The organism is Pseudomonas sp. HN2 (genome assembly GCF_020736465.1).
GTDB lineage: Bacteria > Pseudomonadota > Gammaproteobacteria > Pseudomonadales > Pseudomonadaceae > Aquipseudomonas > Aquipseudomonas moraviensis_A.
The window spans coordinates 2,164,638-2,182,521 of the sequence record NZ_CP085885.1; the positions used below are offsets into that span (position 1 = coordinate 2,164,638).

At 58.7% G+C, this 17,884-nt stretch carries 14 protein-coding genes, 4 tRNA genes and 1 pseudogene; 16 read left to right on the forward strand and 3 right to left on the reverse strand.

Annotation, left to right across the window (positions count from 1 at the left end):
* The first annotated feature begins 85 nt into the window (after positions 1–85).
* From LIS66_RS09525 to LIS66_RS09575, 11 genes are all read left to right on the forward strand, one after another.
* Positions 86–646: a CvpA family protein gene (locus tag LIS66_RS09525; RefSeq protein WP_016773942.1), complete on the forward strand. Its 561-nt coding sequence runs from the start codon at positions 86–88 to the stop codon at positions 644–646.
* Between the two features lie 41 nt (positions 647–687).
* Positions 688–2,193 carry an amidophosphoribosyltransferase gene (gene purF / locus LIS66_RS09530; RefSeq protein WP_003226416.1) on the forward strand — a complete coding sequence of 502 codons (1,506 nt, stop codon included), beginning with the start codon at positions 688–690 and terminating at the stop codon, positions 2,191–2,193.
* Between the two features lie 70 nt (positions 2,194–2,263).
* Complete coding sequence (locus tag LIS66_RS09535) at positions 2,264–3,475, forward strand: O-succinylhomoserine sulfhydrylase (RefSeq protein ID WP_227974084.1); 1,212 nt, start codon at positions 2,264–2,266, stop codon at positions 3,473–3,475.
* Complete coding sequence (locus LIS66_RS09540; RefSeq protein WP_042609436.1) at positions 3,472–4,248, forward strand: SDR family oxidoreductase; 777 nt, start codon at positions 3,472–3,474, stop codon at positions 4,246–4,248. The genes LIS66_RS09535 and LIS66_RS09540 overlap by 4 nt, the downstream gene beginning before the upstream one ends.
* 166 nt (positions 4,249–4,414) lie before the next feature.
* Positions 4,415–4,490: transfer RNA gene (locus LIS66_RS09545), tRNA-Val, on the forward strand.
* Between the two features lie 55 nt (positions 4,491–4,545).
* A tRNA-Asp gene (locus LIS66_RS09550) sits at positions 4,546–4,622 on the forward strand.
* A gap of 93 nt (positions 4,623–4,715) precedes the next feature.
* Positions 4,716–4,792, forward strand: a tRNA-Asp gene (locus LIS66_RS09555).
* Between the two features lie 479 nt (positions 4,793–5,271).
* A complete protein-coding gene (locus tag LIS66_RS09560; RefSeq protein WP_227974085.1) occupies positions 5,272–8,103 on the forward strand; it encodes a xanthine dehydrogenase family protein molybdopterin-binding subunit in 2,832 nt (943 codons plus the stop codon).
* Complete coding sequence (locus LIS66_RS09565) at positions 8,096–8,635, forward strand: (2Fe-2S)-binding protein (protein WP_065615018.1); 540 nt, start codon at positions 8,096–8,098, stop codon at positions 8,633–8,635. The genes LIS66_RS09560 and LIS66_RS09565 overlap by 8 nt, the downstream gene beginning before the upstream one ends.
* Positions 8,636–8,637: 2 nt before the next feature.
* The gene (locus LIS66_RS09570) at positions 8,638–9,873 is read left to right on the forward strand and encodes a c-type cytochrome (protein WP_227974086.1); all 1,236 of its coding nucleotides are present in this window, start codon (positions 8,638–8,640) and stop codon (positions 9,871–9,873) included.
* Position 9,874: 1 nt separating this feature from the next.
* Positions 9,875–10,846: an XdhC family protein gene (locus tag LIS66_RS09575; protein WP_227974087.1), complete on the forward strand. Its 972-nt coding sequence runs from the start codon at positions 9,875–9,877 to the stop codon at positions 10,844–10,846.
* Positions 10,847–10,889: 43 nt separating this feature from the next.
* Here the strand turns inward: LIS66_RS09575 and LIS66_RS09580 are convergent, their stop codons facing one another.
* On the reverse strand, positions 10,890–12,185 hold the full coding sequence (locus LIS66_RS09580; RefSeq protein ID WP_227974498.1) for an NAD(P)/FAD-dependent oxidoreductase: 1,296 nt from the start codon (positions 12,183–12,185) through the stop codon (positions 10,890–10,892).
* 163 nt (positions 12,186–12,348) lie between these two features.
* Here LIS66_RS09580 and LIS66_RS09585 point away from each other — a divergent pair.
* Together LIS66_RS09585 and LIS66_RS09590 are read left to right on the forward strand one after the other, a co-directional pair.
* Positions 12,349–12,425 (forward strand) — tRNA-Val (locus LIS66_RS09585).
* A 463-nt stretch (positions 12,426–12,888) separates the two neighbouring features.
* On the forward strand, positions 12,889–13,344 hold the full coding sequence (locus tag LIS66_RS09590) for a DUF2214 family protein (protein ID WP_064363932.1): 456 nt from the start codon (positions 12,889–12,891) through the stop codon (positions 13,342–13,344).
* Between the two features lie 219 nt (positions 13,345–13,563).
* Here LIS66_RS09590 and csrA read toward each other — a convergent pair whose 3' ends face one another.
* The gene (gene csrA, locus LIS66_RS09595; protein ID WP_003179932.1) at positions 13,564–13,758 is read right to left on the reverse strand and encodes a carbon storage regulator CsrA; all 195 of its coding nucleotides are present in this window, start codon (positions 13,756–13,758) and stop codon (positions 13,564–13,566) included.
* Between the two features lie 250 nt (positions 13,759–14,008).
* Between csrA and LIS66_RS09600 the strand changes: the two genes are divergently transcribed.
* Positions 14,009–14,374, forward strand: coding sequence for an SPOR domain-containing protein (locus LIS66_RS09600; protein ID WP_083353158.1), 366 nt, complete (start codon positions 14,009–14,011; stop codon positions 14,372–14,374).
* A gap of 86 nt (positions 14,375–14,460) precedes the next feature.
* On the opposite strand, the pseudogene LIS66_RS09605 reads toward LIS66_RS09600, so the two are convergent.
* Positions 14,461–14,784: pseudogene (locus LIS66_RS09605) on the reverse strand (endonuclease); the annotation flags it as partial.
* Between the two features lie 524 nt (positions 14,785–15,308).
* Here LIS66_RS09605 and LIS66_RS09610 point away from each other — a divergent pair.
* The gene (locus tag LIS66_RS09610; RefSeq protein ID WP_227974088.1) at positions 15,309–16,361 is read left to right on the forward strand and encodes a hypothetical protein; all 1,053 of its coding nucleotides are present in this window, start codon (positions 15,309–15,311) and stop codon (positions 16,359–16,361) included.
* Positions 16,330–17,802 (forward strand): hypothetical protein, encoded by a 1,473-nt coding sequence (locus LIS66_RS09615; RefSeq protein ID WP_227974089.1) that lies wholly within the window; start codon positions 16,330–16,332, stop codon positions 17,800–17,802. The genes LIS66_RS09610 and LIS66_RS09615 overlap by 32 nt, the downstream gene beginning before the upstream one ends.
* Positions 17,803–17,884 lie beyond the last annotated feature (82 nt).

Below are 17,884 nucleotides of genomic sequence, written 5' to 3' on the forward strand. Positions count from 1 at the left end.
GATTGAAAACCACTGACAATCGCAGCTTACCGACAGCCATGCGCTCTGCTAAAATGCGCCGCCTTATCCGTCTGTAGGCTGCACTGTGCCATTTACCTGGGTTGACTGGGCGATCGTTGCAATCATCGCCATCTCCGCTTTGATCAGTCTGAGCCGCGGCTTCGTAAAAGAAGCTTTATCGCTGCTGACCTGGATCATCGCAGGAGCGGTTGCCTGGATGTTTGGTGGCTCACTGTCCGAGTACCTCGCCGGATACATCGAAACCCCATCGGCTCGCGTGATCGCGGGCTGTGCCATCATGTTTGTCGCCACACTGATCGTGGGCGCAATGATCAATTATCTTATCGGCGAGTTGGTTCGCGTCACCGGGTTGTCCGGAACCGATCGATTCCTCGGCATGGCCTTCGGTGCAGCGCGTGGCGTGTTGCTGGTGGTCGTGGCGGTCGGGCTGTTGAGCCTGGGGCCGGTACAGCAGGACGGGTGGTGGAAAGAATCACAGCTCGTGCCCAAGTTTCTATTGGTCGCCGACTGGTCCAAGAACCTGATATTGGGGTGGAGCAGTCAGTGGCTTGCCAGCGGAATCAGCGTACCCGCTGAGATTCCGTTCAAGGAGCAGCTCTTGCCGACGGCGAAAACGCCTCAGTGAGTGTTGTTCAGTTCAGATCCATTAAGTAGGGGTTGCGTCGCATGTGTGGCATCGTCGGTATCGTCGGTAAGTCGAACGTCAATCAGGCGCTGTATGACGCGCTAACCGTGCTCCAGCACCGCGGCCAGGACGCTGCCGGTATCGTGACCAGCCATGATGGCCGGTTGTTCCTGCGCAAGGATAATGGCCTGGTGCGTGACGTGTTCCAGCAGCGTCACATGCAGCGTCTGGTCGGCCACATGGGTATCGGCCACGTCCGTTACCCGACTGCCGGCAGCTCGACGTCGGCCGAAGCCCAGCCGTTCTACGTCAACTCGCCGTACGGCATCACCCTGGCGCACAACGGTAACCTGACCAACGTTGAACAGTTGGCCAAAGAGATCTACGAATCCGATCTGCGTCACGTCAACACCAGTTCCGACTCGGAAGTGCTGCTCAACGTGTTCGCCCACGAGCTGGCCCAGCGCGGCAAGCTGCAGCCGACCGAAGAAGACGTGTTCGCCGCCGTGACCGATGTGCACAATCGTTGCGTTGGCGGTTACGCCGTTGTGGCGATGATCACCGGTTACGGCATCGTCGGTTTCCGCGACCCGCACGGCATTCGTCCAATCGTGTTCGGCCAGCGTCACACTGACGAAGGCGTGGAGTACATGATTGCCTCGGAAAGCGTTTCGCTGGACGTGCTCGGTTTTACCCTGATCCGCGACCTCGCACCGGGCGAAGCGGTGTACATCACCGAAGACGGCAAGCTGCACACCCGTCAGTGCGCGACCAATCCGTCGCTGACCCCGTGCATTTTCGAACACGTCTACCTGGCGCGTCCGGACTCGATCATCGACGGCGTATCGGTGTACAAGGCGCGTCTGCGCATGGGCGAGAAACTCGCCGAAAAGATCCTGCGCGAGCGTCCTGAGCACGACATCGACGTGGTCATCCCGATTCCCGATACCAGCCGTACCGCGGCGCTGGAACTGGCTAATCACCTGGGTGTGAAGTTCCGCGAAGGCTTCGTCAAGAACCGTTACATCGGTCGTACCTTCATCATGCCCGGCCAGGCTGCGCGCAAGAAATCGGTACGCCAGAAGCTCAATGCCATCGAGCTGGAGTTCCGCGGCAAGAACGTGATGCTGGTCGACGACTCGATCGTACGCGGCACCACCTGCAAGCAGATCATCCAGATGGCTCGCGAAGCCGGTGCGAAGAACGTCTATTTCTGCTCGGCGGCACCCGCGGTGCGCTTCCCGAACGTCTACGGTATCGATATGCCGAGCGCGCACGAACTGATCGCGCACAACCGTTCGACCCAGGACGTGGCTGATCTCATCGGCGCCGACTGGCTGATCTATCAGGACTTGCCTGACTTGATCGAAGCGGTCGGCGGCGGCAAGATCAAGATCGAAAACTTCGATTGCGCGGTATTCGATGGCAAGTACGTGACCGGTGATGTCGACGAGGCTTACCTGGACAAGATCGAACAGGCGCGCAACGATGCCTCGAAGGTCAAGACCCAGGCAGTCAGTGCGATCATCGATCTGTACAACAACTGAGTTTCCACCGGCCCTGAGGGGCCGGTTTTGTATCTGACATTTTTTCGAGAACACAGCAAGGAGAGACAGCATGAGTCAGGAATGGGATGCCGGTCGGCTGGACAGCGACCTCGAAGGCGTAGCGTTCGATACCCTGGCCGTCCGTGCCGGTCAGCACCGCACGCCGGAAGGCGAGCACGGTGATCCGATGTTCTTCACCTCCAGCTACGTGTTCCGCACCGCTGCCGATGCGGCGGCGCGGTTTGCCGGCGAAGTGCCGGGCAACGTTTATTCGCGTTACACCAACCCGACCGTGCGCGCGTTCGAAGAGCGCATCGCCGCGCTGGAGGGCGCCGAGCAAGCCGTCGCCACGGCAACCGGCATGGCCGCGATCATGGCGGTGGTGATGAGTCTGTGCAGTGCTGGCGATCATGTGCTGGTGTCGCGCAGTGTGTTCGGCTCGACCATCAGCCTGTTCGAAAAGTACTTCAAACGCTTCGGCGTCGAAGTTGATTACGTGCCGCTGGCCGATCTGTCGGCATGGGATGCGGCGATCAAATCCAACACCAGACTGCTTTTCGTCGAGTCGCCGTCCAACCCGTTGGCCGAGCTGGTGGATATCGCCGCGCTGGCAGAAATCGCCCATGCCAAGGGCGCACAACTGGTGGTCGACAATTGCTTCTGCACCCCGGCGCTGCAACAGCCGCTGAAGCTCGGCGCGGACATTGTCGTGCACTCGGCGACCAAGTTCATCGACGGTCAGGGCCGTTGCATGGGCGGCGTTGTCGCCGGTCGCGGCGAACAGATGAAGGAAGTGGTCGGTTTCCTGCGGACCGCCGGGCCGACCCTCAGCCCGTTCAACGCGTGGATCTTCCTCAAAGGTCTCGAGACGCTGAACCTGCGCATGAAAGCTCACTGCGCCAACGCCCAGGCGCTGGCCGAATGGCTGGAGCAGCAGGACGGCATCGAGAAAGTCCATTACGCCGGTCTCAAGAGCCATCCGCAGCACGAGTTGGCTCAGCGCCAGCAGAAGGGCTTCGGTGCCGTGGTCAGCTTCGAGGTCAAGGGCGGCAAAGAGGGCGCGTGGCGCTTTATCGATGCCACGCGGTTGATTTCGATCACTGCCAACCTCGGCGACAGCAAAACCACTATCACCCATCCGAGCACCACCTCCCACGGCCGTCTGGCGCCCCATGAGCGTGAAGCAGCAGGCATTCGCGACAGCCTTATCCGCGTCGCGGTCGGTCTGGAGGATGTGGCTGACCTGCAAGCTGATCTGGCGCGCGGTCTGGCGGCATTGTGATCGAGTTGTCCACACCGGCGGCCAGTACCCATGGCCGCGTGGCGCTGGTCACCGGCGCTGCACGCGGGATCGGTCTGGGCATCGCCGCCTGGCTGATCAGCGAAGGCTGGCAGGTGGTGCTGACCGATCTCGATCGGGCGCGTGGTTCGAAAGTGGCGAAGGTGCTCGGCGAGAACGCCTGGTTCATCGCCATGGACGTCGCAGACGAAAATCAGGTCGCGCTGGGCGTGGCCGAGGTGCTGGGGCAGTTCGGTCGCCTGGATGCCCTGGTCTGCAACGCAGCGGTGGCCGATCCGCACAACATCACCCTGGAAAGCCTTGATCTTGCCTATTGGAATCGGGTGCTGGCGGTGAACCTGAGCGGGCCGATGTTGCTCGCCAAGCACTGTGCGCCCTATCTGCGTGCGCACAACGGTTCGATCGTCAATCTGGCCTCGACCCGCGCCGCGCAGTCGGAACCGGATACCGAGGCTTACGCTGCAAGCAAGGGCGGGTTGCTGGCGCTGACCCATGCGCTGGCAATCAGCCTCGGGCCGGAAATTCGTGTGAATGCTGTCAGCCCGGGCTGGATCGATGCGCGTGATCCCTCGGTGCGTCGCGCCGAACCATTGGCCGACGCCGATCATGCTCAGCATCCGGCGGGCAGGGTGGGGACCGTCGAGGACGTGGCGGCGATGGTCGCTTGGCTGCTGTCGCGCAATGCCGGGTTTGTCACCGGCCAGGAATTCGTCGTCGATGGCGGTATGACGAAAAAGATGATCTACAGCGAATAACAAGCGAAGCCGCGTCCTGTGGGAGCGAGCCTGCTCGCGAATGCGGTCTATGGGTCGATGGCTTCTTCAGGAATGAAGCAATTTTGTCTTTTTCAGAAAAACTCCAATCCTGCTATTGACTTAGCTTCGCCACCTGCGTAAATTTCGCGGCCTCGGAGATGCAAACGGGTGATTAGCTCAGCTGGGAGAGCGTCTGCCTTACAAGCAGAATGTCGGCGGTTCGATCCCGTCATCACCCACCACTCCCGAGAAGCTTGCGCAAGCAAGAGAGTAGGCTGAAAGTGCCTGCACCGACGCGCAGCGGTAGTTCAGTCGGTTAGAATACCGGCCTGTCACGCCGGGGGTCGCGGGTTCGAGTCCCGTCCGCTGCGCCATATTTTACGAGTCAGATTTATCTGATTCGCGATTGCCAGGCACCGAAGCCTGCGATCAACACGAGTTACTTGAGCGCAAGCTCAAAGCGATACGCAGCGGTAGTTCAGTCGGTTAGAATACCGGCCTGTCACGCCGGGGGTCGCGGGTTCGAGTCCCGTCCGCTGCGCCATATCTGCCTCAAGGACCACTGAACGCCTTGAAGCGCCGAAACCAGCCACAGGCTGAATCGGATCGATAGCAAAGACCCTGGTCGAAAGACCGGGGTTTTTTGTGTCTGAAATTTGGCTATCCCTCTCTCGAACTCCTGCACAAATCCTTCCGTAGGAGTGAGCCTGCTCGCGATAGCTATATTCCAGTCGCCGGTATCCGCAACTGACACACCGCCATCGCGAGCAGGCTCACTCCTACAAGGATTTGATTCCAAACCAAATTGCTGCGATCCCACGTCGCATTGATTTTTTTGATTATTTAGTCAGGTTTTTGTAACTGGTTGTTTGCTGCGGGCGCGGAAACCTTTAAAGTTAACCTTTCGGTCAGCTTTGCACTGTCAACACAGCTCTTTGCTTCGCCAGAAAGAGCTTCTGCACGACTCGAGATCCCCAGTAGATAACCACAAGGGCGGACCTATAACCGCCCAGAGGATGATCCATGTCCAACCGTGAAATATCCCGGCGCTCGTTCCTCCAGGGCGGGCTGGTGGCGGGTGTGAGCGTTACGCTTACGCCGCTCAGCAGTCAGGCGCTGGCTGCCTTGATGGAAAACAGCGTCACCGTGCCGTCCGAGAAATGGCTCGGCAACAATGGCAAGGCGCGGCAACGCAACGACGCCCTGTCCAAGGTCTGCGGCAGCAAAGTCTTCGCCCGTGACATCCGTGCCAAGGACATGCCCGGCTGGCCTGAGCAACAGGGCCACGCGATGCTGCTGAAAACCATCAAGGCCGACCGCATCTATGCAGGCTACGACCTGTCGTGGCTCGGCGCCGAGCTGCAGCCGGATCGCATCGTCACCGCTGCCGATCTGGACAAGGACGGCATCGTCTTCCCCGAAGAGCACGCTCCCGATCCATTGCTTCCCGAAGGCAAAGTGCCGATGTTCATCGGTCACCCGGTGGCCATCCTGATCTGGAACGATTTCGAGCGTTTTCGTCAGGCCAAGAACCAACTGAAATTCAATGACAAAGCGATTCGTTACGGCGCCAAAGTGCCGTTCTACGAAGGCGATCCCTACGGCAGCTTCCGCTACGTGCGCGTCGGCGGCGCGACCTCGGCGGACGAAGACGAATTCGCCAGCCTGAAGGATTCGATCCTGTTCCCGATGCTGAAGAACCGCCGTCCGGTGTGGAATGCCTCGCCGAACCTGCACGGCAACCTCACCGAGCGCGGGCTGTTCTACGCCGACCGCATGAAGCAGGAGATCGACACGCCGCCAGACAACTGGCTGGTGTTCGATGAGCGCTACAAAACGCCGTCGATCGAACCGGCCGCACTCGAGCCCGATAACGGCAACGGCTGGTACGACCCGAAAACCAAAACCCTGCATTTCGTCGTGGCGACGCAGTGCCCGCTGGAAGTCGCGACCGAGACTGCGAAAATGATCGGGCCGTCGCGTTTCGGCCTGGCCAACCTGAACATGCACCCAGGCTATACCGTTGGCTATGGCTCCAAAGACCACAACATTTTTGTCTACTACGCAGCCTTGGCCGTGCTGTACGGCGGCGGTGTGCCGGTGCGTCTGGCCAACGACCGCTACGAGCAGTTCCAGAGCGGCATCAAGCGTCACCCGTTCGACATCCGCTACCAGTTGGCCGTGGACAAGAACGACTACACCTTCAAGATTTTCCGCGCCGAGATGAGCGTCGACGGCGGTGGCCGGGTCAATTACAGCCCATCTGTGGCAGCAGTGGGCGCCACCGCAGCGCAGTCGATCTACTACATGCCACAGAACGATCTGCAAGTCACCGCGTATCACTCGCGGGCGGTAGAGGCAGGTTCGATGCGTGGTTACGGCACCCTGCAAAGCATGGCGGCGACCGAAATGATGGTCGACGAGATCGCCAATCGTCTGGGTGTCGACGCGATCGATTTGCGCCGCAGAAATGCGTTGCGTTCCGGCATGAAAAACACCCAGGGTGCGATTCCGGCCGGTGCGTTGCGTCTGCACGAAATTCTCGACAAGGCCTCGGTGCACGAGGTCTGGAAAAACCGCGACACGATCAAGCAGCAACGTGAAGCGGCCGACCCGGATAACTGGTACGGCGTCGGTTTCGCCATCTGCCAGAAAGACTTCGGCACCGGCTCCGAAGCGCCGATGGCCAGCATCGAATTCACCGCGGACGGGCGCATCACCCTGCGCCACATCGGTATCGAAATCGGCACCGGCATGTCCACTTCGCAAGCCTTGGTCGTCGCCGATTTCCTCGGCAGCCCGGCGCACGATGTGAAGACCGGCGAAACCGAATGGCAGGAAATGCAGCTGATCACCAGCGGCAACCCGTACATCATGAGCCAGGCCGAGCAGGACAATCTGCTGCGCAACCCGCGCTGGGTCGGCAAGCTGGCCTCAGCGTCGTCGGCGACCAACTCCGCCTATTACTTCAGCCATGCAACCCGGGAAGCGGCGCGCGTGCTGTTCAACCACGGTTTATGGCCGGCGGCACTGGAGATCTGGCGCCAGGGTCCGTACGGCGGCCAGGCCAACCCTTACGTAGTGCGCCGGGAAGATGCGCATTGGGTCGACGGCAAGCTGACCGCCAACGGCATGCAGCCGCTGAGCTTCGAGGAACTGGCCAAACGCGCCCACGAACGCGGTCTGGTGACGGGCGCCACGGTGCATGGTTTCAACCGCTGGAGCTGGGCCGAGGCCGAGTACAGCATCGACGGCGTGCGCGAGCGCCTGCCGCTCGACGGTCTGGCGGTGAAGTACGGTGATGGCGCGCCGCAAGCGAAGAAGGCGCAGATGAACAGCGCTGGCTTCCACCTGCTCGATCGGCAGAACGTCAATTACCCGGTGGTGCAGTTGAACAACGCCGCCGTGACCTATTACAGCCCGGTCGCCACTCTGGTCGAGCTGAAGGTCAACAAAGGCTCGGCGGAAGTCGAAGTGCTCAATCACCATTCGTGGATCGAGTGCGGCCGCGTGCTGGTGGAAGAATTGGTCAAGGGCCAGCTCGAAGGTGGCATCGCCATGGGTATTGGTCATGCGCTGATGGAAGAGATGCCGTTGTATGAAGGCGGTCCGGGGGAGGGTGACTGGAACTTCAACCGTTACCGTCTGCCGATGGCTCGTCACGTTGCGGTGTGGAAGCAGACCGCGGAAATCCTGCCGCCGCTGTCGCCGAGCGATCCGTCCAAAGGCATCGCCGAAGTGGTGATGATCCCGATCGTCGGTGCCATCGGTAACGCCGTGGCGCATGCCATCGGTAACCGTGTTCGTGACCTGCCTATCACCGCTGCGCGCATCAAGGAGGCCCTCAATGGCTAACCGTCCGCTTCAACTGACCCTCAATGGTCAATCCGTCGGTCCGGTGGACATCCCTGATGACCTGCCGATGATCGACTACCTGCACGAATACAAAAACCTCACCGGCTCGCGTCTGGGCTGCGGCCAGGGCATCTGCCACGCCTGCGTGGTGATCGTCGATAACCCCGACGGCACCAGCGAAGAGGTGCGCACCTGCATTACCGGCGCGCATTACTTCGAGGGCAAGAAAGTCCGTACGATCGAAGGCCACGCCAAACGCGACGAGCAGGGCCAAGTCACTGAGCTGAACCCGATCCAGCAGCGCTTCGTCGACGAGTTCGCCTTCCAGTGCAGCTACTGCGCGCCAGGCTTCGTCAACGCCGCGACGGTGTTGGTCGAGAAGCTGCAACGTCAGCCGATCGTCAAAAGTCAGCTTGAACAGGTGATCGAGGACAGTCTTGGCCACCACGTCTGCCGCTGCACCGGGTACGTGCGTTATTACAACGCCACGCGCAACGTGCTGAGCGATCTCGGCCTGGTCAAGGAGGGTTGAGCATGAAGCGTTTACTGACCCGCATGGCCCTAGCGGTTGGCGTCGCTGCGCCAGCGTTTTTTGCCCACGCCGACGATCAGGTCAAGCGCGGCGAATACCTCGCTCGCGCCGCCGATTGCATGGCGTGCCACACCGCACCGGGTGGCGCGCCCTATGCCGGCGGCCTGCCGATCGTTTCGCCATTCGGCACGATCTACGGCACCAACATCACCCCGAGCAAAGAGCACGGCATCGGTCTGTACAGCGATGACGAGTTCTTCGCTGCCTTGACCGAAGGCAAGCGTCGCGACGGCGCCAATCTCTATCCGGCGATGCCGTACACCTCGTATCACCTGATGCCGCGCGCCGATTCCGACGCGATTCACGCGTATCTGAAAACCATCGCGCCGATCGAACGCGCAGCACCGGTAACCAGCCTGAGCTTTCCGTTCAACGTGCGTCTGGGCCTGACCGGCTGGAACATGCTCTATGGCAAAGACGTCAAGCTTGAGCCCGCCGAAGGCAAAAGTGAGGCTTGGAAGCGCGGCCAATATATGGTCGATGTCCTCGGTCACTGCGGTGAATGTCACACGCCACGCGGCCTGCCCGGCGCGATGCAAATGGACAAGCGCATGACCGGAGGCATCCTCAATGGTTATCTGGCGCCGAGCCTGTTGGCCACTGACCTGGCCGCGCGCGGCTGGAATCAGCAGGATCTGAGCACGTTTCTCAAGCACGGCATGAGCGCGCAAGGAACGATGTTCAACGAAATGTTCCCGGTGTTTCACAACAGCACTCAGGGTTTGAGCGATGCTGATCTGGCGGCAATGGCGACGTTCCTGCTTGGCGAACAACCGCCGGCAGCCAAAGAGCTCGTCGAAGTGCCGCTGGACAAGCTCAGCCCGAGTGCCCAGCGCGGCCGTCAGGAATACCTCAACGTCTGCGCCGGTTGCCACGCGGCTGGCGGTGAGGGCAAGCCGCACATCGCAGTGGCCATGCGCGGTAACACCACGTTGCGTCTGGACGATCCGCGTAACCTGTTGCGAGTGATCGAAGATGGCATTGGCGAACAGAAGTTCTCCGGGTTCGAGCACATGCAGCCGATGCCGGGTTTCGCCGACAAGCTCAGTCCTGAGCAACTGACCGATCTGCTCAACTACCTGCGTCAAGGCTGGGGTGGTCAGAGTGGTGAGCTGGCGGTGAGTGACGTGCAGAAGCTGCAAGCCGACGCGCCGAGCGTCGAGCACAAGGCCCACTGATATGCAGCATCTCGATCTGCAAGTGGTGCGCCGGGCGCTGGAATGGTCGGTGGCCGGGCAGCGAATCTGGCTGTGCACGGTGCTGAGCACTTACGGCTCGGCACCGCGCGCGCCGGGTTCGCTGCTGGCGGTGAACGACGGCGGGCAGTGGATCGGCTCGCTGTCGGGAGGTTGCGTCGAGGAGGATTTTCTTCAGCGCGTCGCCGAAGGTGCGTTTCTCGAGGCGGTCAGCGTCGTGCGCTACGGCGAAGGCAACGATCCACGATCGCGGGTCAGCCTGCCTTGTGGTGGCATTCTCGATGTGTTGGTAGAGAAACTTGACGCCGACTGCGAGGTGCAGGCGCATCTGCGTGAACTGGAATCGGCGCTGCTGGGGCAGCGTCGTCTGCTTCGCGAAGTCGATCTGACCAGCGGTGCGCGTACTCTGTTTGCTGACCGTGAGCAGGGCGCGCGGATCGAGCGTGAGATCGACCGGGTGCGCATTCGTATCGGCGCAGCACAGCGCTTGTTGCTCGCTGGCTATTCCAGTGTGGCTCAGGCCTGTGCCGGGTTCGCGGTAGGGCTTGGCTTCGAAGTGATTCTCTGCGATCCGCGCGATGAAGTGCTCGAAGGTGTCGTGCTCGATGGCGTGGAGATCCGTCGGCAGTTGCCTTCGGTGTTCATTGCCGACGGTGGCTCTCATCGCGACACCGCGGTGGTGGCGCTGACCCACGATCCGCGTATCGACGATCTGGCGATGATGGAAGCGGTGCGCACCGAGGCGTTCTACATCGGTGTAATGGGGTCTCTGCAAACATCGCAGAAACGCTTCGAGCGCTTACGCCGCATTGGCGGTCTGGGGGAGGTGGAGCTGGCGCGGATTCACGCGCCGATCGGCCTGAACCTCGGCAGCAAGACGCCGGCGGAAATCGCTTTGGCGGTGCTCGCGGATATCCTGAGGATTCGCAGCGGAATTGCTCGGGATCAGCTCTGAGTTCCGTGTGTAAATGAAAAGGGCCGCACTACGCGGCCCTTTTTTACCTCCCGAATTTATCGCGCAGCCCGTAGTACCACGCGCCCAGCGCGGCAAACGGTGTGCGCAGCAGTTGCCCGCCGGGGAAGGGGTAGTGCGGCAGGTCGGCAAAGGCATCGAAACGCTCGGCCTGACCGCGCAACGCTTCGGCGAGGACCTTGCCCGCTAAGTGCGTGTAGGTGACACCGTGACCGCTGCAACCCTGCGAGTAATAGATGTTGTCGCCCAAGCGTCCGACCTGCGGCAGGCGGGACAGGGTCAGCAGGAAGTTGCCGGTCCAGGCGTAATCGATCTTGACGTTCTTGAGTTGAGGGAAAGCCTTGAGCATCTTCGGGCGAATGATCGCCTCGATGTTCGCCGGATCGCGAGCGCCATAAACCACGCCGCCGCCGAAGATCAAGCGCTTGTCGGCGGTCAGGCGATAGTAGTCGAGGAGATAGTTGCAGTCCTCCACGCAGTAATCCTGCGGCAAAAGCGCCTTCGCCAGCTCATCGCCCAAAGGCTCGGTGGTGATCACCTGAGTGCCACACGGCATTGATTTGGCCGCCAGTTCCGGCACCAGATTACCGAGGTAGGCATTGCCAGCAACGATGATGAACCTGGCCCTGACCTTGCCTTGCGGCGTATGCACGACCGGATTGGCGCCGCGCTCGATGCGCACGGCGGGAGATTGCTCGTAGATGGTGCCGCCGAGAGACTCGACCGCCGCCGCTTCACCGAGCGCCAGATTCAGCGGATGGATGTGGCCGCCACTCATATCGAGCATGCCACCAACGTATTGATCGCAACCGACGACTTCGCGGATGCGGCGTTGGTCCATCAGCTCCAGCTGCGTGTGTCCGAAGCGTTCCCACAGGCGTTTCTGCGATTCAAGGTGACCCATCTGTTTGGCGGAGAGGGCGGCGAACACACCGCCGTCCTTCAGGTCGCACTGGATGTTGTATTTCGCCACGCGCTCGCGAATGATCCGGCCGCCTTCAAAGGCCATTTCACCGAGCAGTTGCGCTTGCCTGGGGCCGACGCTGCGCTCGATGACATCAATGTCGCGGCTGTAGCTGTTGACGATCTGCCCACCATTGCGCCCCGAGGCACCGAAACCGACCTTGGCGGCTTCCAGTACGGTTACGCGAAAACCGTTCTCCAGCAGGAACAAGGCGGAAGACAGCCCGGTATACCCGGCACCGATCACACAGACGTCCGTCTCCACATCATCCTGCAGCACAGGACGTGGCGGTACGGCAGTGGCCGACGCGGCGTAATAAGACTCTGGGTGTTCGCCATCCTGCCGCCTCTGTTTAATATATTTTACGAGTGCGTCGATCCTACCCGAGTTGAAAAACCTCCGCCAGCCACCGGAAATCTTCGTTGCTAAGCCGAAATTAAATATTTTGCATATTCATAGGGTTAGGTGAAAAAAAGGTGTTGACACCCCTCCGGAATTCCGTAGAATGCCGCCTCACAGCAGGCACGTAGCTCAGTTGGTTAGAGCACCACCTTGACATGGTGGGGGTCGTTGGTTCGAGTCCAATCGCGCCTACCAAACAAAATCCGCTCTGCTGGGCGGTCTGAAAGGGCTCACCGAAAGGTGAGCCCTTTTTTGTTGTCTGGGATTTGCGCAACGCTTGCTTCTGGTAATCTCGCCTCGCTTTGTTCAATTCCGCCTCATTAGTGTTTCCGCAAAACGATCAAGCGCCATTCTGGTGCGCTCCGCTTCCGATCCGTCGTGGAAAAACGCCTGCATATTTAAAGGCTTACAGCTTTTTTCCTGCAACCGGCTATCGAAAAAACCTTGTTGGTGATTGTGAATTTAAGTAACATCCATTCCGCGTTCACCACCACGGTTTATGCATTTTTAAATCCCAAGCTTCCATCAGCTGCTTGGGATTTTTTTTGCCTGCGATTTGGCATTTGGCTCCTGTCCCTCCCTGACCTCCAGGCGAGGCCCCGCTTTTTCGTCTACTACTGACTGGCCGATATTCAACTCTTTGTAAGGGAGTGCGTCGATGCTGAGTCAGTGGGTTCTTGCGGCTGTTCATCTATTCGCGTTTGCCCTGGCTGTCTGGGCGGTGCTGACGCGCGGCAGAGCGTTCAGCCAGCTCGCAGCGGGTAATGAACACGTTACGCGGGTTCTGCTCGCGGATAACCTGTGGGGACTTGCGGCTTTGACACTGCTGGTCACGGGCGGGATGCGTGCGTTTGGCGGTTACGAGAAGGGCTCTGACTATTACCTGCATCAGCCACTGTTTCATCTAAAGATGACGCTGTTTGTGCTGATCCTTCTCATGGAGCTTGCACCGATGATAACCCTGATCAAATGGCGCATCGCATCCTCGCGCGGCGCAGCGCTTGATACCGGACGGGCGAGGTTGTACGCGCGGATCAGTCACGTTGAAGCGCTGCTTCTGGTTTTGATGATGGTCGCGGCCACAGGCATGGCTCGTGGGGTGATATTCGCTTAGAGGGCGAAATTCTCCGCTCTGTATCGGAAACGTCCGACAGCCAGCTCCAGGAGTGAAAGGTAATATCGGCGCAAGGGAGTTAGAGGGGGCAAATCAAGACAGTCAGCATGCTTCAGGCGCCGTGCCCAGCGGGGGGAAATGCGGATGGCTAAACGGCGCGTGAATCTTTAGCCAGTCTTGCGCGGCGGCAAAGGGACTGGCTACGTGATGCAGTGTGGCTCAGGGCGTTTGCGGCTTGTCCGGAGCGGTCAGGCCAGCCTGGATGCGTTGGTAAATTTCTTCACGGTGCACTGCCACGTTTTTCGGAGCGTTGATGCCGATGCGAACCTGTTGGCCGCTGACTCCGAGGATGGTGATCGTGATGTCATCACCAATGTTTATGCTTTCACCGACTTTGCGGGTGAGTATCAGCATGGTCTTCTCCTTGATTGCTTTGTAGGGCACCTGATTCAGACAGTGCAGAGGTCGGTGGTATCTATAGATTAGTGCGAAGTCTCACGGTTTGGGTGCCTCTTTCTGACGCGCAGATGCGGCATTAATTCCCAGGGCGTAACTATACAGAGGCTGCAATCATCATTCTCGTTGTTTTGTGCCCATTTTGCGGGGCTCGCGAAGTATTTATGAATGATAAGATCGCCGCTTTACGAATTCCGAGGACAGCGTTGTGCGCAAATTGGTTTGGCTGGTAGCGGCACTGGCATTGGCAGGCTGCGGTGAAGGCAAAAATGTAGATGCGCCGAAGCCCGAGACGAAGGTTGCAACTGCGCCGGCGGCTGCCGCGCCACAGTGGGATCTGGAAGTGCGTGGCGAAACGCCTCAGGCCGTCAGTGACCTGAGCGGCTGGTTGATCGAGCACGCTTTCGTTCCGACGGTCGTCAAGGATGGCAGCGGTAAAACACGAATCCTGATCGGTCCGTTCAACTCTCAGGCCGAGGCCGAGGCGCGCAAGGTGCAGGTGGATGCAGCGTTGGTAAAAGCCAAGAAACAAAATATTGAATCGGTGGTGATTGAGCATCCGCTCACGCCATAAGCGAAGCGCTTTCAACCCAGGTAAAACGCCGGACATGAAAAAGGCCTCGAGCATAACGCTCGAGGCCTTTTTTATTCGCGCTGCGATCAGCCGCAGGCTTTCAGATTTACCGAGCCGACAAATTCATTGCCGCGTCCCATCACGCACGCCACGCTCTGGTTGCGCTGACGTTCCCAGTCCTGTACCGGGTAAGTCTTGTCCCACGCCTCGTACAACTGCCGATCCTGCTTCGACAATCGCAGTCCGTATTGTTTGCTCATATAAAAATAGGTGCGGGCGATCATGCCGCGAATCGAAGGGCGGGGCATGACCTTCTTCGCCTTGAAATCGACCTGGGTCAGGCAGGATCCGTACTGGCCGGACTGTACCGGCAACCAGCCATAGCTGAAGTTGCTGCGGTCACCGTTTACATTCTTATCCGATTGGGCCCTATATTGACATTTTGAGTTATTTTTCAAAAAAGCCTTTATAATCAATATGATATATGATTTTTTATATTCGATAAGCCCTAGAAAATCGTGTCAACGTTGACATTTTCGGTAGTCAGAAAAGGTTGGATTTTTCCCGACGAACGGTATGTGCTTTGATAGCTTTTGTAAGCGCAAAAACTCAGGCGCCTCACCTCCATCACTTTCAAACAGCCTCAGTTGCTTCGAGAGCTGATCTTCTCGATGGCCTTCACATTCTCTCCGCCTGTTTGCCCCGCAGCTTGTTCATTCCCCATCTAGGCAGTGATTGACACGTCATCCAAATACTGGCTGCTTGCCAGCCTTTACGTATATGCTCCGATCACTGCATCTCTACCAATCCTACGTTTTCGGGCATGGATTCGGCCTCTGCAAGGCTGCAACGGATGCGGCACTGCCGCCTCTATACCTGCTGAGGCGAGCCACTTCTCCTACCGTATAGGAGGGAGCTACGACATGGAGATTGCATGAGCTTTTTTTCGGACGAAGAAATCGATTCACTCAAGATCACTCGGATGATCCTGCACGTGGTGGGTACCAAGAACTTCGAGGCACTGCCGGAGCGTGCGCTGGAGGAGGAAGCGTTCTTTATCGGTAAAATTGTGGATATGGCTGCTGCGCCAGTGTTCATGTTCAAGGCTGTCTCCACGACGCGGAATGAAATTGAAGCGATTGCAGTCGGGGCCACGTCGTTTGTGATAGGTGCTCAGAGCCTGGCTGCTAGCTTCAATCGGGCTCACGTCCTCGGTAGTGCTGACGGGGTGTTGTTGATGTTCGAGCTGTCGGTCAAAGACCCCAGCGTGAAGATCTATAGCTTGATCAAGTACGACTACAAGCTGGCGCTGGAGCAAAACGACGGAGCTCCGGGCAATAAGCTGCGCCGAATCGTGAACGCCTTGGTAGACGAAAAGAAAGCTATCCAGAAGACGGCGCTCGTCCGTGTGGTTAATGGTGTTGCAGACAAGAATGTTTCGGCCACTGATCGTACGAAGCATGGCGTAGATCTGGCAGATTACTTCACCGACTTTCTGTCGGTGACTAGGGATGTCTCCGACACGGAGTTGAGCGAGCTTACCCGTAAAGTGCTCAAAGGGGCGCTTCAAGCCTGTATCGAGCACCTTCCTGGCAAAAATGTGGCCAAGGCCCTAAAGAAAGCACAAGCAAGCCTTGGGAATCGGGCTCTGATCGATGAAGATGCGATCGTGGAGGCGGTGATGCTGGCTGCTGGTCACCCAGGGGATGACAAGATTGCTGGTCGCCTTGAGAAAGAGACTCGCACGCGCGTTAGAAAAAGCAAGTTGCATGAGCTCAGCTTCAAGCCTGATCGCAAGATCCTCCGGCAGCCGTATATGCGCAAGATCGTTACGACCGAAGGCGTCACCATCCTATTCCCCGACAGGGCTGAAAACCCGAACGTAAAGGTCGTGGAGCTGGAAGGGGGCAAGGTGCAAATCATCGTGGATACCGACAGAGTCACGGAGGACAGCGTTGTCACACCAAAAGCTGGCCAACCTACTTAACGACCTATCGCGTAAAGGTCAGGCGCTGATCACTGAGGGTAATGCAGCCCTTATCGTGTCTAACCTGTCTGCTGATGCTGCTCGGTCGATCGTTCAAGTTGCCTCTGCCGCCTGGTCGATCACCACGTACGACAGCGCCGGTGGCGAAACCGAGGTTGAAGAGGGGGATGAGGCTTTCGGGCCATTTCGTGCGGAGCTCTTAAAACCGTTACCAGAGCAGCACGATCAGACTGCGGCTTTGTACATAGCCACAGAGGCAGGGTTTAAGGCTTTCCTCGACAACGGTCATTCCGCATCACGATGGCACATCCTGGGACTGCAGAAGCCCTTCAACACTCGTGCTCGCGCGTATAGCGACTGGGGCTTAGACGAGCCCTATGTCGAATCTCAAGCGACAAAGTCGCCCCGGCTTTTAGTAAAAGAGTCAGCCGACGTCCGCACCGTGCCCGAGGATGTTCGCCACTGGTTGCTTGCAGATGGTCATGAGCTCGATGAGACTGACCCGCTGCACATTGTCTGGGCAACCAAAGCCTTTGACGCCCTAAGCCGGTGTTTCGCGAACGAGATTGATGCGACCGGGAGCAAGCTCAGTTTCAGAGGGCCACCTAAGCTAAACCTCACACTCCCGAAAGCGATCAATGGCGCCCCGCAGATCACGCTGAACGACTTCAAGGTTGTACAGGACGCTGCGGTTTGGGTGTTCGACAATGCGCGCGAAGCCGAAGTGAAGCACATCCTGCTGTCTGCTGAGATCGCTCGATCGGGTAGGGCGGATGGAGAGGCACTTCAGTACTTCAGAGATAACCTTTCTGCGGCGCTGGATTGCGGAAAGATCGCCTATCAGATGGCTGTCTCGGAGATCACCAAGGATACCCTCAAATCCCTAGGAGACCTTCGCAAGGCAGTCACTGAAGAAACTTCCAAAGCGACAGATGCGACCCGTCAGGCGATCGCAGCGATTTCGACAGCGCTGACTGTGGGCCTGGGCTTGATCGCTGCGCGACTAACTCTGCAGATCAACCCATACCTTATTTCACTCGTGATGGCGGTTGCATTCGGCTACACGACGCTGAACGTGATGTCGGGTCGTAAATTCATAAATATTCAGCGGCAGTTACGCCAGGATTGGCAATCGAAACTGTATCGTTTCCTCTCGGAGTCCGAATACAAGAAGATGGTCGGCGATCCTATTGAACAGGCCGAGAGCTTTTTTTTCAGGATCAGTTACCAAGGTCTTACGATGCTCGGGGCTGCAGCGATGGGTATTGCAGTCTTCGCCTTCCTTTACGCCACGCCTCCTTTGGCATCGCCGGTAGCAACTCTGGCGCCCCCTATTTCAGCGCCCGTACCTGCAAACCCGCCACCAACAATTAGCGAGCCGATATCCCAGCCTAAGCTAATGCCAGAACATTCAGCTCCGACGAATCCAGCTGAAAAATAAGAAGCGACTATTCGAGCGTTGACCGAAAGATTTTTGCTCTGGCCCCAGTGATAAGCGAGGCGTGAGTGCTGGAGTGGCGAGG

Bases quoted from the DNA above. Each gene is read 5' to 3' on its own strand.
- LIS66_RS09575 (WP_227974087.1), top strand. From the start codon at position 9,875: ATGCAGCATCTCGATCTGCAAGTGGTGCGCCGGGCGCTGGAATGGTCG.
- LIS66_RS09590 (WP_064363932.1), top strand. From the start codon at position 12,889: ATGCTGAGTCAGTGGGTTCTTGCGGCTGTTCATCTATTCGCGTTTGCC.
- LIS66_RS09535 (WP_227974084.1), top strand. From the start codon at position 2,264: ATGAGTCAGGAATGGGATGCCGGTCGGCTGGACAGCGACCTCGAAGGC.
- LIS66_RS09565 (WP_065615018.1), top strand. From the start codon at position 8,096: ATGGCTAACCGTCCGCTTCAACTGACCCTCAATGGTCAATCCGTCGGT.
- purF (WP_003226416.1), top strand. From the start codon at position 688: ATGTGTGGCATCGTCGGTATCGTCGGTAAGTCGAACGTCAATCAGGCG.
- csrA (WP_003179932.1), bottom strand. From the start codon at position 13,758: ATGCTGATACTCACCCGCAAAGTCGGTGAAAGCATAAACATTGGTGAT.
- LIS66_RS09560 (WP_227974085.1), top strand. From the start codon at position 5,272: ATGTCCAACCGTGAAATATCCCGGCGCTCGTTCCTCCAGGGCGGGCTG.
- LIS66_RS09570 (WP_227974086.1), top strand. From the start codon at position 8,638: ATGAAGCGTTTACTGACCCGCATGGCCCTAGCGGTTGGCGTCGCTGCG.
- LIS66_RS09610 (WP_227974088.1), top strand. From the start codon at position 15,309: ATGAGCTTTTTTTCGGACGAAGAAATCGATTCACTCAAGATCACTCGG.